The following is an 18,265-nucleotide window of genomic DNA, read 5'->3' as shown; positions in this document are numbered from 1 at the left end:
AACTTTTAATGGATATTGAATGATATTACCTATTTATATATATGGACAGTCGGTACTTCGAAAGCAAGCGGAGGATATTTCTCTGGACTATCCTGACTTGAAGCAGCTGATACAGGACATGTTTGAGACTATGCACGCTTCCGATGGCGTGGGGCTCGCCGCGCCGCAGATAGGCAAGTCTATCCGCGTGGTAGTGATTGACCTGGATGTGTTGAAGGACGATTTCCCAGAGTATGAGAACTTTCGCCGCGCCTTCATCAATCCCCACATCCTTGAATATGACGATACCGAGACAGAGACCTTGGAGGAAGGCTGTCTCTCGGTGCCGGGCATCCACGAGAGTGTAACGCGGCCTACACGAATCCATGTGAAGTATGTCGACGAGGAGCTCAAGGAGCATGACGAGTGGGTGGAAGGCTATCTCGCCCGCGTAATGCAGCACGAGTTCGATCATCTCGACGGCACGATGTTTGTCGACCGGGTCAAGCCTTTGCGCAAGCAGCTCATACGAAACAAACTGAAGGCGATGACGCAAGGTAAGTATCGTTGCGCCTACCGTACGAAACCCCTGCGTTGATAGCTATCCCATGCGTCGGCAGATCATAATTCTCTTGGCATCATGGTTCAGCCTCTCCGGTTTTTCCCAATACAACACCGACAGGCTGCTGACCAGTGGGGAGGTGGCTCTCCACTATGAGGATTATGTATTGTCAATCCAGTATTTCAATCAGGTTATCGCCCTGAAACCCTATCTTTACCAGCCGTGGCATTACCGTGCCGTGGCAAAGTTCTATTTGGAAGACTTTGTAGGAGCGGAAAACGATGCGACGCAGGCCATCAGTATCAATCCCTACATTGACCAGATTTATGATCTGAGGGCTATTTCACGCATCCGTCAGGAGAAGTATGAAGATGCCATCGAGGATTATGGGCAGGCCATCCGACTGAATCCTGGACAGCGCAACTTCTGGTTCAACCGCGTCATCTGCCGAATGAACATTAAGGACTACAGGCAGGCTCATCTTGATGTAGATACCATCATCGCCCGTTGGAGCCAGTTTGCAAACGCCTATTCCCTGAATGCGGAGGTCTATCTGCATCAGAAAGACACCACGGAGGCGGCTCGCTGGCTCGACAAGAGCCTGGAATTAGACCCCTATGACGGAGACGCGTGGACCACGAGAGCCTATATCAGCCTGTCGCGCCAGCAGTGGAGGGATGCCGACAAGTATCTCAGCAAGGCCATCCATCTGAAGCCCAAGACCGTGGGGAATTATGTGAACCGGGCTTTGGCTCGTTATAACTACAACAATCTGCGGGGAGCAATGTCTGATTACGATACAGCCCTCGATCTGGATCCTAACAATTTCCTCGCTCACTATAACCGCGGGCAGCTCCGCATGCAGTTGGGGGATGACAACAGGGCCATCAGCGATTTCGATTTCATCATCCGCATGGAGCCCAAGAACTTCATGGCCATCTTCAACCGTGCCCTTCTCAACGACCGCACGGGCAACCTGCGCGCCGCCATCCGCGACTATACCATGGTCATAGAGCAGTTTCCCAATTTCTGGACCGGCCTCTCTTATCGTGCCAACGCTTATCGGCGGCTGGGTATGACGGCTAAGGCCGAGCTCGATGAGTTTCGTGTCTTCAAGGCTCAGATGAACAAACATCAGGGCATCCAGCCGCGATGGAACAAGGGAAAGCGCAAGGAAGTGCGCAAACGCAGCGAGATAGACCCGGAGAAATACAACCAACTCGTGCGGGAAGACGAGAACGAGGTGGAGCATGAATATAAGAGCGCCTACCGTGGCCAGATACAGAATCGCGCCGTCGAGGTGGCCTTCATGCCCCTGTATGGCCTTTCCTACTTCCAGTATAACAATGGTGTGAAGTCTTATCAGGCCTTCGACCACGAGGTGGAGGAGTTCAACCGCATGGGGAACTTGCGGGAGAGGCTTTATGTGAACTGCAATCCCGTGCAGCTTGATGAGGCTCAGTCTACGGCGTTCTTCCACTTGATAGACAGTCTTTCGGCACAGATAGAGACGGCGAAAGATATCAACAGCGAGAAGAGCTTGCTTGTACGCCGTGCCGTTGCTTACGGCATCGTGCAAGACTTTGACGCGGCCATCAGCGACCTGACGGCCTATATCCAGGCAGACAGCACTTCGGCCATGGGTTATTGGCAGCGCGCTGTCTGCCAGATTATGATGAACAATTTCAACGCTTCCCATGGCGTTGACATCGAGATTAAGATGTTGCGGGCTAAGGACGACCTTGACCGTGCCGTCAGGATTAGCCCCCGGAATGCCTATTTGTATTACGATCGTGCCAACTTCTATGCCGCCCGTAAGGAATATGCCAATGCTATCGACGACTATAACAAGGCAATAGAACTTGACGGAAACCTTGCCGAGGCGTATTACAATCGTGGTCTTGCCCGCTATTACAATGGGAATAAGGCGGAGGGAATACGCGACTTGAGCCGTGCCGGAGAACTCGGCATCTACAATGCCTATAGCGTTATCAAGCAGCTGAACAAGCAGAAGAATTAGTAATTACCGTCGGAAGCCGGCATATAGAACTTCGATTTCGGCCGCCGGTCGGCCACTTTCCCCAGCGAGAAGCGGTAGCCCATCGTCCCGATGTCCATCATGAGCGGGCGGGCAAGTTCTATCTCGAGGTCGCACCCTATCAGCAGTCTGACCTTCATCTTGGTTTCCAACGAGGTGCTTTCGGCCAATCCCGTTCCTGCTACTGATCCATACACATTCTTGAGGTCGGCCATATTCACGCCGACGCGTGGGATGACGGAGATTTCCTTCTTCTTCATTTGTGCCTGAAGATGTGGCATTGCCGTCAGCATAGCGACGATGAGTAGCAGTTGTCTTTTCATATTGCCCGGGTCTTGATGGTCCTTGGTCATATTGCCGCAAAGATAGCGATTTATTTCTTAACCTTTATCACGCTTTCTGTAAAAATCTTCGTGCGGAATAAAAAATGTGGAATTATTCCCGGAAAATAGTCTTTGTCTCGACAGAAAGTGTTACTTTTGCACTTGATTAGAATTAAACTAAGTTGTATTATGGTTAAAATCACTTTTCCTGACGGCTCTGTTCGTGAATACGAAAAGGGCGTAACGGGGTTACAAATCGCCGAGAGCATCTCGCCGGCTCTCGCCCGCACCGTTGTATCGTGCGGCGTCAATGGTGAGACAGTTGAGCTCAATCGTCCCATCAACGAGGACGCTGCCATCGCCCTCTACAAGTTTGAGGACGAGGAGGGCAAGCACACATTCTGGCACACCAGCGCCCATTTGCTGGCAGAAGCTCTTCAGGAGCTCTATCCCGGCATTCAGTTCGGGTTCGGCCCGGCCATTGAGAACGGGTTCTTCTACGATGTAATGCCGCCCGCCGGCACATCGATTTCCGAGAACGACTTCCCCAAGATAGAAGAGAAGATGCGTGAGCTTGCCAAGAAAGACGAGCCTGTCGTGAGAAAGAATATATCCAAGGCAGACGCGCTGAAAGAGTTCGAGACCGACGGGCAGGAGTATAAGTGTGAGCATATTGCGCAGGATTTGGAAGACGGAACGATTTCTACCTATACACAGGGCCGGTTTACCGACCTCTGTCGTGGCCCTCACTTGATGTCGACGGGCGAAATCAAGGCCATCAAGATTACCTCGGTGGCTGGCGCTTTCTGGCGCGGAGACGCCAAGCGCGAGCAGATGACACGCATCTACGGCATCACTTTCCCTAAGAAGAAGATGCTCGACGAGTATCTCGTGATGCTGGAGGAGGCCAAGAAACGCGACCATCGCAAGATAGGGAAGGAGATGGAACTCTTCATGTTCTCCGACCGCGTGGGCAAGGGAATGCCCATCTGGCTGCCCAAGGGAACGGCTCTGCGCCTGCGCTTGCAAGACTTGTTGCGCAAGATGCTGAAGCCTTATAATTATCAGGAGGTCATCACGCCGGGCATCGGAGGCAAGAGCCTGTATGTTACCAGCGGGCATTATGCCCACTATTCGAAGGATGCCTTCCAGCCCATCCACACGCCTGAGGAGGACGAGGAGTATATGCTCAAGCCCATGAACTGCCCTCACCATTGTGAGATCTACGCCCGCAAGCCCCGCTCTTATAAAGACCTGCCGCTGCGTATCGCGGAGTTCGGCACGGTGTTCCGCTATGAGAAGAGTGGCGAACTGCACGGACTGACCCGCGTGCGCAACTTCACGCAGGACGACGCTCACATCTTTGTGCGTCCCGATCAGGTGAAGCGGGAGTTTGAAAATGTAATCGACATCATCCAGAAAGTATTCACCATCTTCGGCTTCGACGACTATGAGGCTCAGATTTCGCTGCGCGACCCGGCCGACAAGGAGAAGTATATCGGCTCCGACGAGACTTGGGAGGAGAGCCAGAATGCCATCCGGGAGGCTTGCAGAGAGAAGGGAATGAACGCTCGCGAGGAGATTGGCGAGGCTGCCTTCTATGGCCCGAAGCTCGACTTCATGGTCAAGGATGCCATCGGTCGCCGCTGGCAGCTCGGCACGATACAGGTGGACTACAACCTGCCGCAGCGCTTCAAGCTCGAGTATACTGCCGAGGACAACTCCAAGCAGACCCCGGTGATGATTCACCGTGCGCCTTTCGGCTCGCTCGAGCGCTTCACCGCTGTGCTCATCGAGCACACGGCAGGCCACTTCCCGTTGTGGCTCACGCCCGATCAGGTGGCCATCCTGCCCATCTCCGAGAAATACAACGGCTATGCGGAGCAGGTCTGCCGGTATCTGGACAGTTGCGATGTGCGTGCCTTTGTCGATGATCGCAATGAGAAGATAGGGCGCAAGATACGCGACAACGAGCTCAAGCGTGTGCCCTATATGGTAATCGTGGGCGAGAAAGAGACAGCCGAAGGGCTCGTCTCCATGCGTAAGCAGGGCGGTGGCGAACAGTCTACGATGACGAAGGAAGCCTTTGCCCGGCGCATCAACGACGAGGTGGCGGAGCAGTTGAAGCTCGCCGAACAGTAATCGTTATGCCCTTATACGACAAGCCCCGGCATGCTCTCATGGAGCTACCGGGGCTTGTTCTGTTGGCGGGTGCTTGCTTCGGGGGGAGTTACAAGCCGTTTGTAAGCATGTTACACGCTGTTTGTAATGGCATTACACGCCGTGTGTAATCCTACGAATTGCCGCCGCGGAAGTCTACGGTGGTCTCATAGTGCTCGAACGCAAGCCCCTCCTCGTAGCCGAACTCGCGGAAAAGAGCGAGAATCCAGGCCTGTTGCGCCGGGGTGAGGAGCAGCGTGCCATGCTCATATTTGTAGTAGGTGCCGTTGCTCCCAAGGTATTCCTTCATCCGCCGGCGCAGTTGCGCATGGTCTTTTTCCTTTACATTTCTGAAGAGACTGGCGAATCCCCACGCCCCGTTCATCGTGCGGGCTTCCCTGAAGAAGGGGCATGTGCCGCCTGTGCCGGCGGTGGGATAGACAGCCATGCCGAACAGTTTGTCGGCGGGGAGGGAGGCTCCCGTCAGGTGGCGGAGGCAGTTTTCCTTTTGCTCGCATGTCTCCTTGAAGCAGTGCGCCCAGCTCCTGGGCAGGCTCAGGCGGCCGGTTTCGATGTCTGAAACTTTGTTTTTCATGTTCTCTGATTTTTTTATGTTGACATGCAAAGATACAAAATTTCGGGCCGCTTTCCAAAACTTAGCGCACGGGAATCCGTGTCGGGGTGTCTCCGGAAGCTGCGTCGAGAGGTCGGTCGCAAGTATGTATTTCCTCTAAAGAAAGATAAAAAACTTTATAGAAATGCCCGGCTCTCACGATTTTTGTGTAAGTTTGCATCGTTATTTATCAGAAAGGAAAGATTATGAAGAAATTGTTTTTATTGCTTACTCTCGCCCTCGTGAGCACGAGCGGCTTCGCACAGAGAGAGACTTTTGAGTTTGGCGTGAAGTTCAATTATGGCTTCGACGATCCGAATGTGGGCATCGGCCTGTTGGGACGATATAACATCGACGGCCATTTCAGACCTGAACTGACCCTGAATTACTATCCCGAGTCAGACGATCACTCGGCGTGGGATGTGAACGCAAACCTGCATTACATCTTCCACATCACCAATAAGTTTAAGCTTTACCCGCTGGGCGGACTGGCAGTGTCGGGCCATGACTTCGACCGCGGCCCCATAGATTATTCGGAAACCAATGTGGGCGTGAACCTCGGGGGCGGCTTGCAGTATAACATTACCCGCAACCTGCACCTGAACGCGGAAACTTACTATCAGTTTGTGGACGACTACGACCGGGGAATCATGAACTTCAGCCTGTCGTATGTGTTCTGACAGGATGTCGGAATATAGATGAAAAATAATGTCAGAATATTTTGGCTATTTCACGGAAAACCATTATCTTTGCATCCGCTAAATAGAATATAGTTGGATGAAGAATGACAGATTGAAGAGTCAGTACCGTGTGAATGAGCAGATTCGCGCACGGGAAGTTCGTGTAGTTGGTGATAACGGGTCAGAAGTCTTGCCTACTCGTAAGGCGCTTGACATGGCTCGCCAGGAAGGGGTTGACCTCGTGGAGATATCCCCGAATGCCCAGCCACCGGTTTGTCGTCTCATCGACTATTCCAAGTTTCTCTACCAGCAGAAGAAGCGGCAGAAGGAAATGAAGCAGAAACAGGTGAAGGTAGAGGTGAAGGAGATTCGCTTCGGCCCTCAGACCGACGAGCATGACTATCAGTTCAAGCTGAAGCATGCGCGTGAATTCCTGCTGGAAGGTAACAAGGTGCGTGCCTATGTGTTCTTCCGCGGCCGTTCCATTCTTTTCAAGGAACAGGGCGAGGTGCTGTTGCTGCGCTTTGCGAACGACTTGGAGGAATATGGCAAGGTGGAGTCGATGCCGGCTCTTGAGGGCAAGAAGATGTTTCTCTATCTCGCTCCTAAGAAGGCGGGCGTGCAGAAAAAGAGTCAGCAGAAGCGCGACCGAGAGGCCGAGCAGGATGCTGCCCGTCAGGCTGCCAAGGCCGAGCAGGAAGCTGCCGCCGAGGCCAACGGTTTGCTCGCCAATGCCAAAGGCGGCGAGGCGTTGAAGAAACTGGCAGGGGCGGTCGAAGAATAAGGAAAGAAATGTGTGCGTAAAGTCTTGGTATATACTTTACCACCTATATTAATAACAATTTAAAAACAAGCAAAAATGCCAAAAGTAAAGACAAATTCCGGCGCGAAGAAGAGATTTCGTCTCACCGGTACAGGTAAGATCAAGAGACATCATGCTTACCACAGTCATATTCTGACGAAGAAAACAAAGAAGCAGAAAAGAAACCTCGTTCACCAGACTTTGGTCGACAAGGCTAACATGAAACAGGTGCGCGACCTGTTGTGCCTCCGTTAATCGTTAACTTTTAGTAGAACTTTAAAAAGAAGAAAATTATGCCAAGATCAGTAAATCATGTTGCTTCAAGGGCAAGAAGAAAAAGAATTCTGAAGCTCACTAAAGGTTATTTCGGAGCTCGTAAGAATGTCTGGACCGTAGCGAAGAACACTTGGGAAAAGGGTCTTACTTACGCTTATCGTGATCGTCGTAACAAGAAGCGCACATTCCGCGCATTGTGGATCCAGCGTATCAATGCCGCAGCCCGTCTGCACGATATGAGTTACTCTCAGTTGATGGGTGCTCTCCATAAGGCAGGCATTGAGATCAACCGCAAGGTACTTGCTGACCTTGCTGTCAATAATCCAGAGGCTTTCAAGGCCATTGTGGACAAGGTGAAGTAAAAACGAAGCATCTTCCTTTTGGGGAAGACATGTTTAGATAATGAAACAGGCCGCTATTCGTGAGGATAAGCGGCCTGTTTCTTTTGGAGAAAGCGGTCTTTAGTTGAATCTTACATAGCTTTATAGTCTGTGATTCCCAGCCGATTTCCTGATGGGTCGTCGAATTCTACTGCCCATCCGGTCTTGATTCGGAACGGCTTTGATAGGAATTGAATCCCTTTTTCTTTTAGTCTCGAGTATTCTTCCATCACATCTTCGACCTCTATCCATAAGGCTGGTTTAGCATCGGAATATCGTGTGATGTCTTTTAAGATGATCGCAGGCTCGTCGCTCCCTATTTTGTAGGCGATCATCCCCATAGGGCTGAAATCAAATTTAATGGCCAATCCGAGTAATTCGCCATAGAAATGCTTGGCGGCCTCAAAGTCTGTCGCGGGAAAGAAATAGTTGTCTGTTTTCATATAAAGCTTCTGATTAAGAGTTTGCGCGTTGGCTCGTTGTTTTTTTATTGTTTGATCTGTTTCATCGTCAGGCTGATTCTCTTTCTCCTCTCGTCCACGGCGATGACCCTTACCATTACATGCTGGTGGAGCTTAACCACCTCGTTGGGGTCTCTTACGAACTTGTCGGCAAGCTGGGAGATATGTACCAACCCGTCTTGATGCACGCCGATGTCGACAAAGGCGCCGAAGTTTGTGATGTTGGTAACGATACCCGGCAGCTCCATACCCACCTCGAGGTCGTCAATCTCCTTGACCCTCGGGTCGAACTCGAACACCTCAATCTGCTGGCGGGGGTCTCGTCCGGGCTTCTCCAGTTCTTTTCGGATATCGAGCAAGGTGGGCATTCCCACTTCCGCCGTGAGGTATCGCTCGAGTTGGATGCCTTTCTGGCGGCTTTTGTCGTCGATGAGCTCCTTCACCGTGCATTGCTGGTCTTTGGCCATCTGCTCCACGATGCCATAGCTCTCGGGGTGCACGGCGCTGTTGTCCAGTGGGTTGTCGGCATTCGGGATACGGAGGAATCCCGCGCATTGCAGGAACGCCGCGGCACCTAATCGCGGCACTTTCTTAAGTTGGCTCCGGCTGCTGAACGGGCCGTTCTCGGTGCGGTAGTCCACGATATTCTTCGCCAGAACCGGACCGAGACCGCTGATGTACATTAAAAGATAGGTGCTCGCCGTGTTCAGGTTTACCCCCACGAGGTTCACGCAGCTTTCCACGGTCTGGTCGAGAGAGTGCTTCAGCTTGGCCTGGTCTACATCGTGCTGATACTGTCCCACGCCTATATTCTTCGGATCGATCTTTACCAGTTCCGACAGGGGGTCCATCAGCCGTCTTCCAATGGAGACGGCGCCTCGCACGGTAACATCTTCGTCGGGGAATTCTTCTCGCGCAAGCTTTGACGCGGAGTAGATGGAGGCCCCGTCTTCACTGACTACGAAGACCTGCGGCTTGCCTTGTGGCAGTTCTCCGATTTTGTCGACCACCTCCTTGACAAACGCCTGCGATTCCCTTGACGCTGTTCCGTTGCCTATGGCTATGGCCTCTATGCGGAAGTCTTTGATCATCCGCATCATGGCTACCGTTGACTGGGCATAAAACCGCTTGGGCGGATGAGGATAGATGATCTCATGGTGCAGGAGGGCTCCTTGTTTGTCGAGGCAGGCAATCTTGCATCCGTTGACATATCCGGGGTCGAATGCCATCACGCGCTTCTGGCCCAGTGGGGCTGCCAACAGTAGCTGTCGTAGATTTTCAGAGAAAACATTAATGGCTTCCTCGTCGGCTTTCTCTTTGCTCGAGGCGGCAAACTCGTTCTCTATGGACGGCTTCAGCAGCCGCTTGTAGGCATCTTCTACAGCGGCGGAGAGGATGTCTTGTAATTCTCCGAACCCGTGGACATAGTGCCGTTTGAGTTTTTTGATACACTCGTCTTCGTCCACGGAGATACTTACGCGCAAGATTCCTTCGCTCTCGCCACGGCGCATGGCCAACAGGCGATGCGACGAACACCGGCGAAGAGGCTCTGAAAAGTCAAAATAGTCGGAATATTTCGCAGCCTCATCGCTGTCCTGCTTTGTTTTGACAGCCTTGGATGAGATGACCGCGAACCGCTGGAACTCGCCTCTGACCACATTTCTCGTACCCTCGTTCTCGTTCACCAGCTCCGCAATGATGTCCATGGCTCCATTGACGGCAGCCTCTTCGCCCATCCGGGCAATGAGGGCGGAGAGAATGGGAGGAGCCTGCCGGAGTGTTCCTCGCTGCTGCAGGATGTATTGGGCGAGAGGTTCGAGCCCTTTCTCACGGGCCACCTGTGCCCTCGTGCGCCGTTTCGGGCGGTAGGGGAGGTAGATGTCTTCCAGTTCCGTGGCGTTCCAGCATTCTTCTATCCGCAGTTGCAGTTCCGCCGTCATTTTGCCCTGCTCGTCAATGGTTTTGACAATCGTCTCCTTCCGCTTCGTCAGTTCCTTGAGGCGATCGTTCCAGTTACTTATCTGAGTAATCTGTACTTCGTCAAGTCCTCCTGTCCGTTCTTTGCGATAGCGGGCAATGAAAGGGATGGTGGCACCCTCGTCAAGTAGTCTCAGCGTATTCTCCACTGCCTCTTCCCGAAGGTTCAAGGCATTGGCTATGATTTTGATATATGCGTCCATAATTCCTAAGATTGCTTCCACAAAAATAAGTATTTTCTGCCGGAATGCCAACTTAAATTCAACTATTTTTCGTAACTTTGTAGCATAATTACAGTAAAAAGATGATTTCTGTAGAAGACCTTACGGTGGAGTTTTCCGCAAAACCTTTGTTCCAGGGCGTGAGTTTCGTGGTTAATGATCGCGATCGCATAGCCCTCGTGGGTAAGAACGGGGCAGGGAAATCCACCTTGCTCAAGATACTTTGCGGGCTTCAGCAGCCAACGGGAGGCACCGTTGCGGTGCCCAACGGGCAGACCATAGGTTATCTGCCACAAGTAATGAAACTCTCTGACGATACTACAGTGCTCGAAGAAACGCGCAAGGCGTTTGCAGAGACGGTGAAGATGAAAGAGACCCTTGACCGCATGCAGCAACAAATGAGCGACCGCACCGACTATGAAAGCCAAGACTATCTGGCCCTCGTGGAACGCTTCACCCAACAGCATGACCACTACCTGCTCATGGGAGGCGACAATTATCAGGGCGAGATGGAGCGCACGCTCACGGGATTAGGCTTCCTCCGGACAGATTTTGACCGGCCTACGAAAGAGTTCTCAGGAGGTTGGCGCATGCGTATTGAGCTCGCGAAGATACTGCTTCGGCGGCCTGACACACTCCTTCTGGACGAACCCACCAACCATCTCGACATCGAGAGCATCCAGTGGCTGGAGCAGTTTCTCGCTCAGGCATCCTGTGCCGTAGTGCTGGTGAGTCACGACCGTGCCTTTATTAATAATGTAACAAACCGCACACTGGAGATAACCTGCGGTCATATAGAAGACTACAAGGTGAGGTACGACGAGTATGTCGTCCTGCGCAAGGAGCGTCGCGAGCAGCAGTTGCGAGCCTATGAGAACCAGCAGAAGGAAATAGCTGATACCAAGGCATTCATTGATCGCTTCCGCTATCAGGCTACCAAGGCCGTACAGGTGCAGCAGCGCATCCGCCAATTGGAGAAGATCGTACCGATAGAGGTGGATGAAGTCGACAATTCGGCCATGCATCTGAAGTTCCCGCCTTGCCTTCGTTCGGGCGATTATCCCGTTATCTGTGATGATGTTCGCAAGGATTATGGCAGACATACCGTGTTCGAGCATGTAACCTTTACGATAAGGCGTGGCGAGAAAGTGGCTTTCGTGGGTAAGAATGGCGAGGGAAAGTCTACGCTCGTGAAATGTATGATGGGTGAGATTCCCTTCACCGGCGAGCTGAAAATTGGTCATAATGTGCAGATTGGGTATTTTGCGCAGAATCAGGCACAGCTGCTCGATGAGGGCGTGAGCGTCTATGACACCATCGAACGGGTAGCCACGGGCGACATGCGCCTCAAGATCAACGACCTGCTCGGAGCTTTCATGTTCGGTGGCGAAGCGTCCGAAAAAAGGGTGAAAGTGTTGAGCGGAGGCGAGCGGAGCCGTCTGGCGATGATCCGTTTGCTTCTGGAGCCTGTCAACTTGCTCATTCTGGACGAGCCCACCAACCACCTCGACATGCCCTCGAAGGATGTGCTGAAGGAGGCCATCAGGGCTTTTGACGGCACCGCTATCATCGTGAGCCATGATCGCGACTTTCTTGATGGGCTTGTAACGAAGGTGTTCGAATTCGCTGACGGCAAAGTGAAAGAACACATCGGGGGCATCTACGATTATCTGCTGGCCCATCATGCCGATACGATTCATGAGGCTCTCGAGGGTCGGTCGCTGTCGCGCCAACCTTCTGTAGCCCAGGAAGTCGTGCTTTCTGAGAATAAGAAGTCGTATCTGGAGCATAAGGAGCAGCAGAAGAAGCTTCGCAGGATCCGGAAGACTGTGGACGAAAGTGAGCGGAAAATAGCGCAGATGGAAGTGCGCATAGCAGAGCTCGACCGGTTGTTTTTGCAGCCGTCGAATGCCTCCAATATGGAATTGGTAACGGAGTACACCTCCACCCGTCAGGCTCTTGACGCGGAAAACGAGCGGTGGATACAGCTCTCGGAGGAGCTGGAGGCACTGCAAAATGAGAACTAAAAGAAGAAAACAGTCAAACATATAAAACAATCAGGTAAAATGAAAATGAAACAAATCCTTTCGATTGCTATGTTCGCATCGGTTCCCTTGATGGGAATGGGGCAGAACAAATCGGGTCTTGTCATGAAGAATCTGGACAAAACGGTGAAACCCACGGAAGATTTCTATCGGTTCGCAACGGGTGGCTGGCAGAAAAACAACCCGCTCCCGGCTGCCTACAGCCGGTTTGGAAGTTTCGACCAGTTACAGGAAGACAACAACAAACGCATCAACATCATCCTCTCCCAGCTGCAGAAAAAGAAGTTCGAGCAGGGCTCTACGGAGCAGAAACTCTCTGATTTCTACAAGCTGGCCCTGAATGTGAGTCGCCGGAATGCCGAGGGAATTGCCCCGGTTAAGCCGTTGCTCGGCGAGATAGAAGGGGCTCATGATGTCGATGCACTCCGCAAGTTGCAGCTCAAATATGCCGACCGTGGCTATGGAGTTCAGTTCGGTTCCTACTTCGCGGCAGATGAAAAGAATGTCAAGATGAACATCCTCTGCATCAGCCAGAGCGGCCTGACGCTCGGCCAGAAGGACTATTACCTGAACAACGATGCTGCCACGAAGGCCATCCGCGACGCTTACAAGAAGCACATCGCACGCATGTTCAGGCTCTACGGCTTCACCGAAGCCGAGGCAGAGAAGCGCAGCGAGGCCATCTTCAGGCAGGAGACGCTGGTGGCCCTTATATCCAAGAGCATGACGGAGCTTCGCGACCCCCTGGCCAATTACAATAAGATGACCCTGAAGGAGTTTGAGGCCAGTTATCCGAACATCCCTCTCGCGGCCCTGGCACAGGCGGAAGGCGTTAAGACGGATTTCATTCAGGAGATGGTGGTAGGCCAGCCTTCGTTCATGCAGGGGCTGGACAAGCTCATCGAGATGCAGACAGCCGATGATATCAAGGCTCTCATGGAGTGGGACATTATACAAGGTTCGGCAAGCTATCTCACCGATGAAATCCGTGAGGCCAACTTCGATTTCTTCGGCAAGACGATGAGTGGTCGCAAGGAAGACTATCCTCTCTGGAAGCGCGCGACGAATCAAGTAGAGAGCGCGATGGGCGAAGCTTTGGGCAAGATGTATTGTGAGAAGTACTTCCCGGAGACCTCTAAAAAGATTATGGAACAGCTCGTGGCCAATCTCCAGGTCAGCCTTGGGCAGCGCATTGACGCCCAGACCTGGATGAGCGAGGCCACAAAGGCCAATGCTCACAAGAAGCTCGACAGGTTCTATGTGAAGATAGGATACCCCAACAAGTGGACCGATTACAGCAAGCTTGACATCGATCCGCAGAAGAGTTTCTATGAGAATGTGATGGCCTGCCGCAAGTTTGCCCATGACAAACACATTGCCGACAGGGCTGGCAAGCCGGTGGACAGAGACGAGTGGCTGATGAATCCGCAGACCGTGAACGCCTATTACAATCCCACGACCAATGAAATCTGCTTCCCGGCAGGCATTCTTCAGTATCCGTTCTTCGACCCGAAGGCCGACGAAGCCTTCAACTATGGTGCCATCGGCGTGGTGATAGGCCATGAGATGACCCACGGATTCGACGACCAAGGCCGCCAGTATGATGCCGACGGCAACCTGAAGGATTGGTGGACGGCAGAAGACGCGGAAGGTTTCAAGCAGCGTGCCGACCTGTATGCCGACTTTTTCAGTAACATCAAGGTGCTTCCTGACCTGAATGCCAACGGCCGTTTCACGCTGGGCGAGAATCTTGCCGACCACGGAGGGCTGCAGGTTTCGTTCAATGCCTATAAGAACGCGACCGCCGAGAAGCCGCTCAAGGTGAAGGACGGATTTACCGCCGACCAGCGTTTCTTCCTCGCTTATGCCGGCGTGTGGGGACAGAACATCACCGAGAAGGAAATCCGCAACCGTGTAAAGCGCGATCCGCACGCCCTTGGCGAGTGGCGTGTGAACGGTGCGCTGCCTCACATCGATGCTTGGTATGAGGCTTTCGGTGTCAAGGCGGGCGACAAGATGTTCATTCCGGAGTCGGAGCGGCTGCAGTTATGGTAAGCCGTGTGCGGCCAGTCCGGATAGCCGTTCTCAACCTGATGCCTTTCAAGGAGGTAACGGAGGCCGACTTTCTGCGGCTGCTCAAGGGGGTGTCTACTCCCGTGGAGGTGGCATGGATGCGGCTTCGCACCCATGTCTCGAAGCACACTTCGGCAGTTTATATGGAATCGCGTTACCGCTATTTCGATGAGTTACGCCAAGAACGCTTCGATGGTTTCATCGTAACGGGAGCCCCTGTGGAACTCATCGACTTCGAGGAGGTGGACTATTGGGAGGAGCTGCGGCAAATCTTCGACTGGGCCCATGCCAGTGTCAGGAGCACGCTTTACATCTGCTGGGGAGCCCAGGCCGGGCTCTACCATTTTTTCGGCGTGCCCAAGTATGCGCTCCCCAGAAAGGTGTTCGGCGTCTTCGGGCAGCATGTTCTTTCCGCCGCTCCGCTCCTCAAGGGCTTTCCCAAGGAGTTTCCGATGCCCCACAGTCGGCATACGGAGATACGGCGCGGCGACCTTGAGCGGCATGCCGACTTGGAAATCCTTGCCGAATCGCCGATAAGCGGGGTGAGCATGGCGATGACGGCGGATGCCCGTGAGGTCTTTATCACCGGTCATCTGGAGTATGAGCCTTACACGCTCGACAACGAATATCGCCGCGACCTCGGCAAGCGCGACGATGTAGACTTACCGAAAAACTATTATGAGGCCGACGACCCCTCGCGCAAGCCTGTCGACAGTTGGCACGAGTGGGCGTTGAGGCTTTATGAAAACTGGACTTCCCTTTATCTCGTAAAGGAACGACAGGATGCGTGAACTTGAGCTTTTGGCTCCCGCCAAGAATCTGGAATGCGGCCTTGCGGCCATCGACCATGGTGCAGACGCCGTCTACATCGGTGCCCAGCGCTTCGGTGCGAGGGCTGCGGCAGGCAACTCCATGGAGGACATCGGCCGTCTCTGCGACTATGCCCATCGGTTCGGGGCGAAAGTATTCGTTACTTGTAACACGATTACATACAACGAGGAACTCGATTACATGCAGCGTGTAATCGACCAATTAGCCGCTATCGGCACCGACGCTCTTCTCGTTCAGGACATGTCTACGCTGTCTATGGCGCACGACATGGCCCTTCACGCCAGCACGCAGTGCGACATCCGCACGGCGGAGAAGGTGCGCTGGCTGCGCGGTCTGGGCTTTGCCCGGGCCGTGCTGGCCCGTGAGCTCTCCGTCGACGAGATCCGTGCCGTCCATGAGGCGGTGCCCGATATGGAACTGGAGGTATTTGTCCATGGTGCCCTCTGCGTGAGTTATTCGGGTGTCTGCTATGCTTCGCAGCATTGTTTCGGGCGCAGCGCCAACCGTGGCGAGTGCGCCCAGTTCTGTCGGTTGAGGTTCAACCTGATGGATGCCGGCGGTCGTGAGATAGAGCATCAGCGCCACTTGTTGTCGCTGAAGGATATGTGCCGGATCGATCATCTCGAGGAACTGGCCGAGGCCGGGGCGTCTTCGTTCAAGATAGAAGGCCGCCTGAAGGATGTGGCTTATGTGAAGAATGTGGTCTCGGCCTATTCGCAACGCTTGGATGACCTCATCCGCCGTCATCCCGATAAATATCGCCGGGCTTCGCTGGGGCGGGTGGAATATCATTTCACGCCCAACCTTGCGAAGACTTTCAACCGTGGCTATACCACCTATTTCCTGAAAGGACGGCAGCCGGATATCGCCAGTTTTGATACTCCCAAGGCTCTCGGCGAGTATGTGGGCAAGGTGAAGGAATTGCGCGGCAACTCTTTCACTGTGGCCGGAACGGCCTCCTTTGCCAACGGCGACGGCCTCTGTTTCCTCAATGACGAGCATGAGTTGGAGGGCTTCCGCGTGAACCGGGCGGAGGGCAACCGCCTCTTCCCCTTGCGTATGCCGCCCCGTTTGCGTCCGGGCCTTGCTCTCTATCGCAACAACGACGAGGCTTTCGAGAAGATTCTGTCCGGTCTTACGGCGGAACGGCGCATCCCCGTGGTCATGGAATATGGCCTTACGGCTGACGGATTCCGGCTCCGGATAGGGTCGAAAGACGGTCTTCTGAAAGGCGAAAGCCGGGTGGAAGCCGACCACCGGGAAGCCCGGAGTCCGCAGTCCGACAATCTTCGGCGGCAGCTTTCGAAGCTGGGCAATACCCCCTATGTGTGCGGGGAGCTGAAAATAGAGGATGGTGCCGATGCCTTTTTCATTCCCTCGAGCCTGCTCTCCGGGCTTCGCCGCAGGTGTGTGGAGAGCGTGGAGATCAGCCGGCAACCGTTCTCCGGGCGCAGGAAGCAGGCCGTGAGCCCTCTTGTTCCCGAGGTCGGGTGGCAGCCGGAGTATAAGGCTTATCCCTATTTATATAATATCTCCAACCAAGTGGCCGTTAAATTCTATGGGGAGCACGGCCTGGCGCATCCCCGCGAGGCTTTCGAGGTAAAGCCTTCGGCGCGTCCGCTCATCATGCAGTGCCGTCATTGCCTGCGCTATTCATTGGGTTATTGCGTGAGGCGGGGTGGTCGCAAGCCCTCTTGGCGCGAGCCTCTTACCCTGCAGTTGCCTGATGGGCGCCGGTTTCTCCTTGAGTTTAAGTGTAACGAATGTCAGATGAATATCTATGCAGAAAAGTAAATCCATGGTCCGGCAGTTCCTTCTGTTGCTGCTGACGGCGCTTACGCTGGCGTCGTGCTACCATCGCAGTCCCACCACATCCGATGCGCTTCCCGTGCCATATAGTGCCGAACAGCTCGATTCCATTTCGTTCTATTCCCGCCATCACTATTCCGAGAACTTCAACTTCGTGGTGAGGGCCGACTCTCTCGTCCTGCTTCGTCAGCAACCCGAGGAGGCTTTCAGCGAGCTGCTTACCACCGACTCGCTTACCGTGCGCCGCCACGACCGACTCGTGGTGGCGGATATCCGCATGCTGCCCACGGATTCCATCGATTCTGTCTGGGTGCAAGTGGCACGCGACCAGCATACGATAGGGTGGGTGCACGAGTCTGACCTCCTCCCCGCCGTCGACCCCGACGACCCTATCTCGCAGTTCATCTCCACCTTCTCCGATGTCCATTTGCTGATATTCCTCATCATTATCGTCGCTATCGGATTCGTCTATCTGATGCGGAAGATGCTCAGGAGCAATGCCCGCATTGTGCATTTCAACGACATCGACTCGTTCTATCCCACGCTCCTCACGCTCCTCGTGGCCTCGGCGGCCACTTTCTATGCCAGCATCCAGACCTTTGCCCCTGATGTGTGGCGCCACTTCTATTTCCATCCTACGCTCAATCCCTTTGCCACTCCGCCCATCCTCTCGGTCTTTCTCATATCGATATGGGCGATATTGATCGTGGGGCTGGCCGCCGTCGACGATGTCCGCCATCAGTTGCCGTTAGGCGAGGCCGTGGTATATCTGTGCGGACTGGCTGCCGTCTGTGCCGTCGACTATATCATCTTCAGCCTCACCACGCTCTATTTCGTAGGCTATCTCCTTCTGGGAGCGTATGTTTATTTTGCCTTGCGGCAATACTTTCAGCACAACAGAGCCGGTTTCATCTGCGGGAATTGCGGTGCTAAGCTCCACCATAAGGGGCGCTGCCCCCATTGCGGAGCGGAAAACCTGTAGGCGTCTGGTCTCAATTTCCCCACAAATAGGGATAGGCCGTAATGCCTAAATCT

The 18,265-nt window shown here is 53.6% G+C and carries 16 protein-coding genes; 12 read left to right on the top strand and 4 right to left on the bottom strand.

Features of this window, described 5'->3' with window-relative positions:
• Positions 1-19 precede the first annotated feature (19 nt).
• Together def and C7120_RS11615 are read left to right on the top strand one after the other, a co-directional pair.
• The gene (gene def, locus C7120_RS11620) at positions 20-577 is read left to right on the top strand and encodes a peptide deformylase (RefSeq protein WP_107621828.1); all 558 of its coding nucleotides are present in this window, start codon (positions 20-22) and stop codon (positions 575-577) included.
• A 10-nt stretch (positions 578-587) separates the two neighbouring features.
• Positions 588-2,561: a tetratricopeptide repeat protein gene (locus C7120_RS11615; protein ID WP_107621827.1), complete on the top strand. Its 1,974-nt coding sequence runs from the start codon at positions 588-590 to the stop codon at positions 2,559-2,561.
• Here C7120_RS11615 and C7120_RS11610 read toward each other — a convergent pair.
• Complete coding sequence (locus tag C7120_RS11610) at positions 2,558-2,902, bottom strand: hypothetical protein (protein WP_146154265.1); 345 nt, start codon at positions 2,900-2,902, stop codon at positions 2,558-2,560. The genes C7120_RS11615 and C7120_RS11610 overlap by 4 nt on opposite strands.
• 189 nt (positions 2,903-3,091) lie before the next feature.
• Between C7120_RS11610 and thrS the strand changes: the two genes are divergently transcribed.
• Positions 3,092-5,044 carry a threonine--tRNA ligase gene (gene thrS, locus C7120_RS11605; RefSeq protein ID WP_107621825.1) on the top strand — a complete coding sequence of 651 codons (1,953 nt, stop codon included), beginning with the start codon at positions 3,092-3,094 and terminating at the stop codon, positions 5,042-5,044.
• A gap of 151 nt (positions 5,045-5,195) precedes the next feature.
• Here thrS and C7120_RS11600 read toward each other — a convergent pair whose 3' ends face one another.
• A complete protein-coding gene (locus C7120_RS11600) occupies positions 5,196-5,657 on the bottom strand; it encodes a DUF6078 family protein (RefSeq protein WP_107621824.1) in 462 nt (153 codons plus the stop codon).
• Between the two features lie 224 nt (positions 5,658-5,881).
• On the opposite strand from C7120_RS11600, the gene C7120_RS11595 reads away from it, so the two are divergent.
• From C7120_RS11595 to rplT, 4 genes are all read left to right on the top strand, one after another.
• Positions 5,882-6,355 (top strand): porin family protein, encoded by a 474-nt coding sequence (locus tag C7120_RS11595; RefSeq protein WP_107621823.1) that lies wholly within the window; start codon positions 5,882-5,884, stop codon positions 6,353-6,355.
• Between the two features lie 97 nt (positions 6,356-6,452).
• Complete coding sequence (gene infC / locus C7120_RS11590) at positions 6,453-7,139, top strand: translation initiation factor IF-3 (protein WP_107621822.1); 687 nt, start codon at positions 6,453-6,455, stop codon at positions 7,137-7,139.
• Between the two features lie 75 nt (positions 7,140-7,214).
• Positions 7,215-7,412 (top strand): 50S ribosomal protein L35, encoded by a 198-nt coding sequence (gene rpmI / locus C7120_RS11585; protein ID WP_107621821.1) that lies wholly within the window; start codon positions 7,215-7,217, stop codon positions 7,410-7,412.
• Positions 7,413-7,450: 38 nt separating this feature from the next.
• Positions 7,451-7,795 (top strand): 50S ribosomal protein L20, encoded by a 345-nt coding sequence (gene rplT, locus C7120_RS11580; RefSeq protein WP_092111677.1) that lies wholly within the window; start codon positions 7,451-7,453, stop codon positions 7,793-7,795.
• Between the two features lie 110 nt (positions 7,796-7,905).
• On the opposite strand, the gene C7120_RS11575 is transcribed toward rplT, so the two are convergent.
• On the bottom strand, positions 7,906-8,256 hold the full coding sequence (locus C7120_RS11575; RefSeq protein ID WP_107621820.1) for a VOC family protein: 351 nt from the start codon (positions 8,254-8,256) through the stop codon (positions 7,906-7,908).
• A gap of 44 nt (positions 8,257-8,300) precedes the next feature.
• Positions 8,301-10,454: a Tex family protein gene (locus C7120_RS11570; RefSeq protein WP_107621819.1), complete on the bottom strand. Its 2,154-nt coding sequence runs from the start codon at positions 10,452-10,454 to the stop codon at positions 8,301-8,303.
• Positions 10,455-10,555: 101 nt separating this feature from the next.
• On the opposite strand from C7120_RS11570, the gene C7120_RS11565 reads away from it, so the two are divergent.
• Genes C7120_RS11565 through C7120_RS11545 form a run of 5 tightly spaced genes read left to right on the top strand, consistent with a single transcriptional unit; the run spans position 10,556 to position 18,212 of the window.
• A complete protein-coding gene (locus tag C7120_RS11565) occupies positions 10,556-12,499 on the top strand; it encodes an ABC-F family ATP-binding cassette domain-containing protein (RefSeq protein ID WP_107621818.1) in 1,944 nt (647 codons plus the stop codon).
• A gap of 39 nt (positions 12,500-12,538) precedes the next feature.
• Positions 12,539-14,572 (top strand): M13 family metallopeptidase, encoded by a 2,034-nt coding sequence (locus C7120_RS11560; RefSeq protein ID WP_107621817.1) that lies wholly within the window; start codon positions 12,539-12,541, stop codon positions 14,570-14,572.
• Complete coding sequence (locus tag C7120_RS11555) at positions 14,566-15,381, top strand: homoserine O-succinyltransferase (protein ID WP_107621816.1); 816 nt, start codon at positions 14,566-14,568, stop codon at positions 15,379-15,381. The genes C7120_RS11560 and C7120_RS11555 overlap by 7 nt, the downstream gene beginning before the upstream one ends.
• A complete protein-coding gene (locus C7120_RS11550; RefSeq protein ID WP_107621815.1) occupies positions 15,374-17,215 on the top strand; it encodes a U32 family peptidase in 1,842 nt (613 codons plus the stop codon). Before C7120_RS11555 ends, C7120_RS11550 begins: the two co-directional genes overlap by 8 nt.
• A complete protein-coding gene (locus C7120_RS11545; protein WP_107621814.1) occupies positions 17,202-18,212 on the top strand; it encodes a zinc ribbon domain-containing protein in 1,011 nt (336 codons plus the stop codon). The genes C7120_RS11550 and C7120_RS11545 overlap by 14 nt, the downstream gene beginning before the upstream one ends.
• Positions 18,213-18,265 lie beyond the last annotated feature (53 nt).

Origin of the sequence: Prevotella sp. oral taxon 376 (genome assembly GCF_003043945.1) — a bacterium.
Lineage (GTDB): Bacteria > Bacteroidota > Bacteroidia > Bacteroidales > Bacteroidaceae > Prevotella.
Note: the sequence above shows the minus strand (reverse complement) of the source record. Positions and strands in the feature narration are given on the sequence as shown.

Excerpts from the sequence above, each read along its gene's own strand:
- def (WP_107621828.1), top strand. The coding sequence starts at position 20 with ATGATATTACCTATTTATATATATGGACAGTCGGTACTTCGAAAGCAA.
- C7120_RS11615 (WP_107621827.1), top strand. The coding sequence starts at position 588 with ATGCGTCGGCAGATCATAATTCTCTTGGCATCATGGTTCAGCCTCTCC.
- C7120_RS11610 (WP_146154265.1), bottom strand. The coding sequence starts at position 2,902 with ATGAAAAGACAACTGCTACTCATCGTCGCTATGCTGACGGCAATGCCA.
- thrS (WP_107621825.1), top strand. The coding sequence starts at position 3,092 with ATGGTTAAAATCACTTTTCCTGACGGCTCTGTTCGTGAATACGAAAAG.
- C7120_RS11600 (WP_107621824.1), bottom strand. The coding sequence starts at position 5,657 with ATGAAAAACAAAGTTTCAGACATCGAAACCGGCCGCCTGAGCCTGCCC.
- C7120_RS11595 (WP_107621823.1), top strand. The coding sequence starts at position 5,882 with ATGAAGAAATTGTTTTTATTGCTTACTCTCGCCCTCGTGAGCACGAGC.
- infC (WP_107621822.1), top strand. The coding sequence starts at position 6,453 with ATGAAGAATGACAGATTGAAGAGTCAGTACCGTGTGAATGAGCAGATT.
- rpmI (WP_107621821.1), top strand. The coding sequence starts at position 7,215 with ATGCCAAAAGTAAAGACAAATTCCGGCGCGAAGAAGAGATTTCGTCTC.
- rplT (WP_092111677.1), top strand. The coding sequence starts at position 7,451 with ATGCCAAGATCAGTAAATCATGTTGCTTCAAGGGCAAGAAGAAAAAGA.
- C7120_RS11575 (WP_107621820.1), bottom strand. The coding sequence starts at position 8,256 with ATGAAAACAGACAACTATTTCTTTCCCGCGACAGACTTTGAGGCCGCC.
- C7120_RS11570 (WP_107621819.1), bottom strand. The coding sequence starts at position 10,454 with ATGGACGCATATATCAAAATCATAGCCAATGCCTTGAACCTTCGGGAA.
- C7120_RS11565 (WP_107621818.1), top strand. The coding sequence starts at position 10,556 with ATGATTTCTGTAGAAGACCTTACGGTGGAGTTTTCCGCAAAACCTTTG.
- C7120_RS11560 (WP_107621817.1), top strand. The coding sequence starts at position 12,539 with ATGAAAATGAAACAAATCCTTTCGATTGCTATGTTCGCATCGGTTCCC.
- C7120_RS11555 (WP_107621816.1), top strand. The coding sequence starts at position 14,566 with ATGGTAAGCCGTGTGCGGCCAGTCCGGATAGCCGTTCTCAACCTGATG.
- C7120_RS11550 (WP_107621815.1), top strand. The coding sequence starts at position 15,374 with ATGCGTGAACTTGAGCTTTTGGCTCCCGCCAAGAATCTGGAATGCGGC.
- C7120_RS11545 (WP_107621814.1), top strand. The coding sequence starts at position 17,202 with ATGCAGAAAAGTAAATCCATGGTCCGGCAGTTCCTTCTGTTGCTGCTG.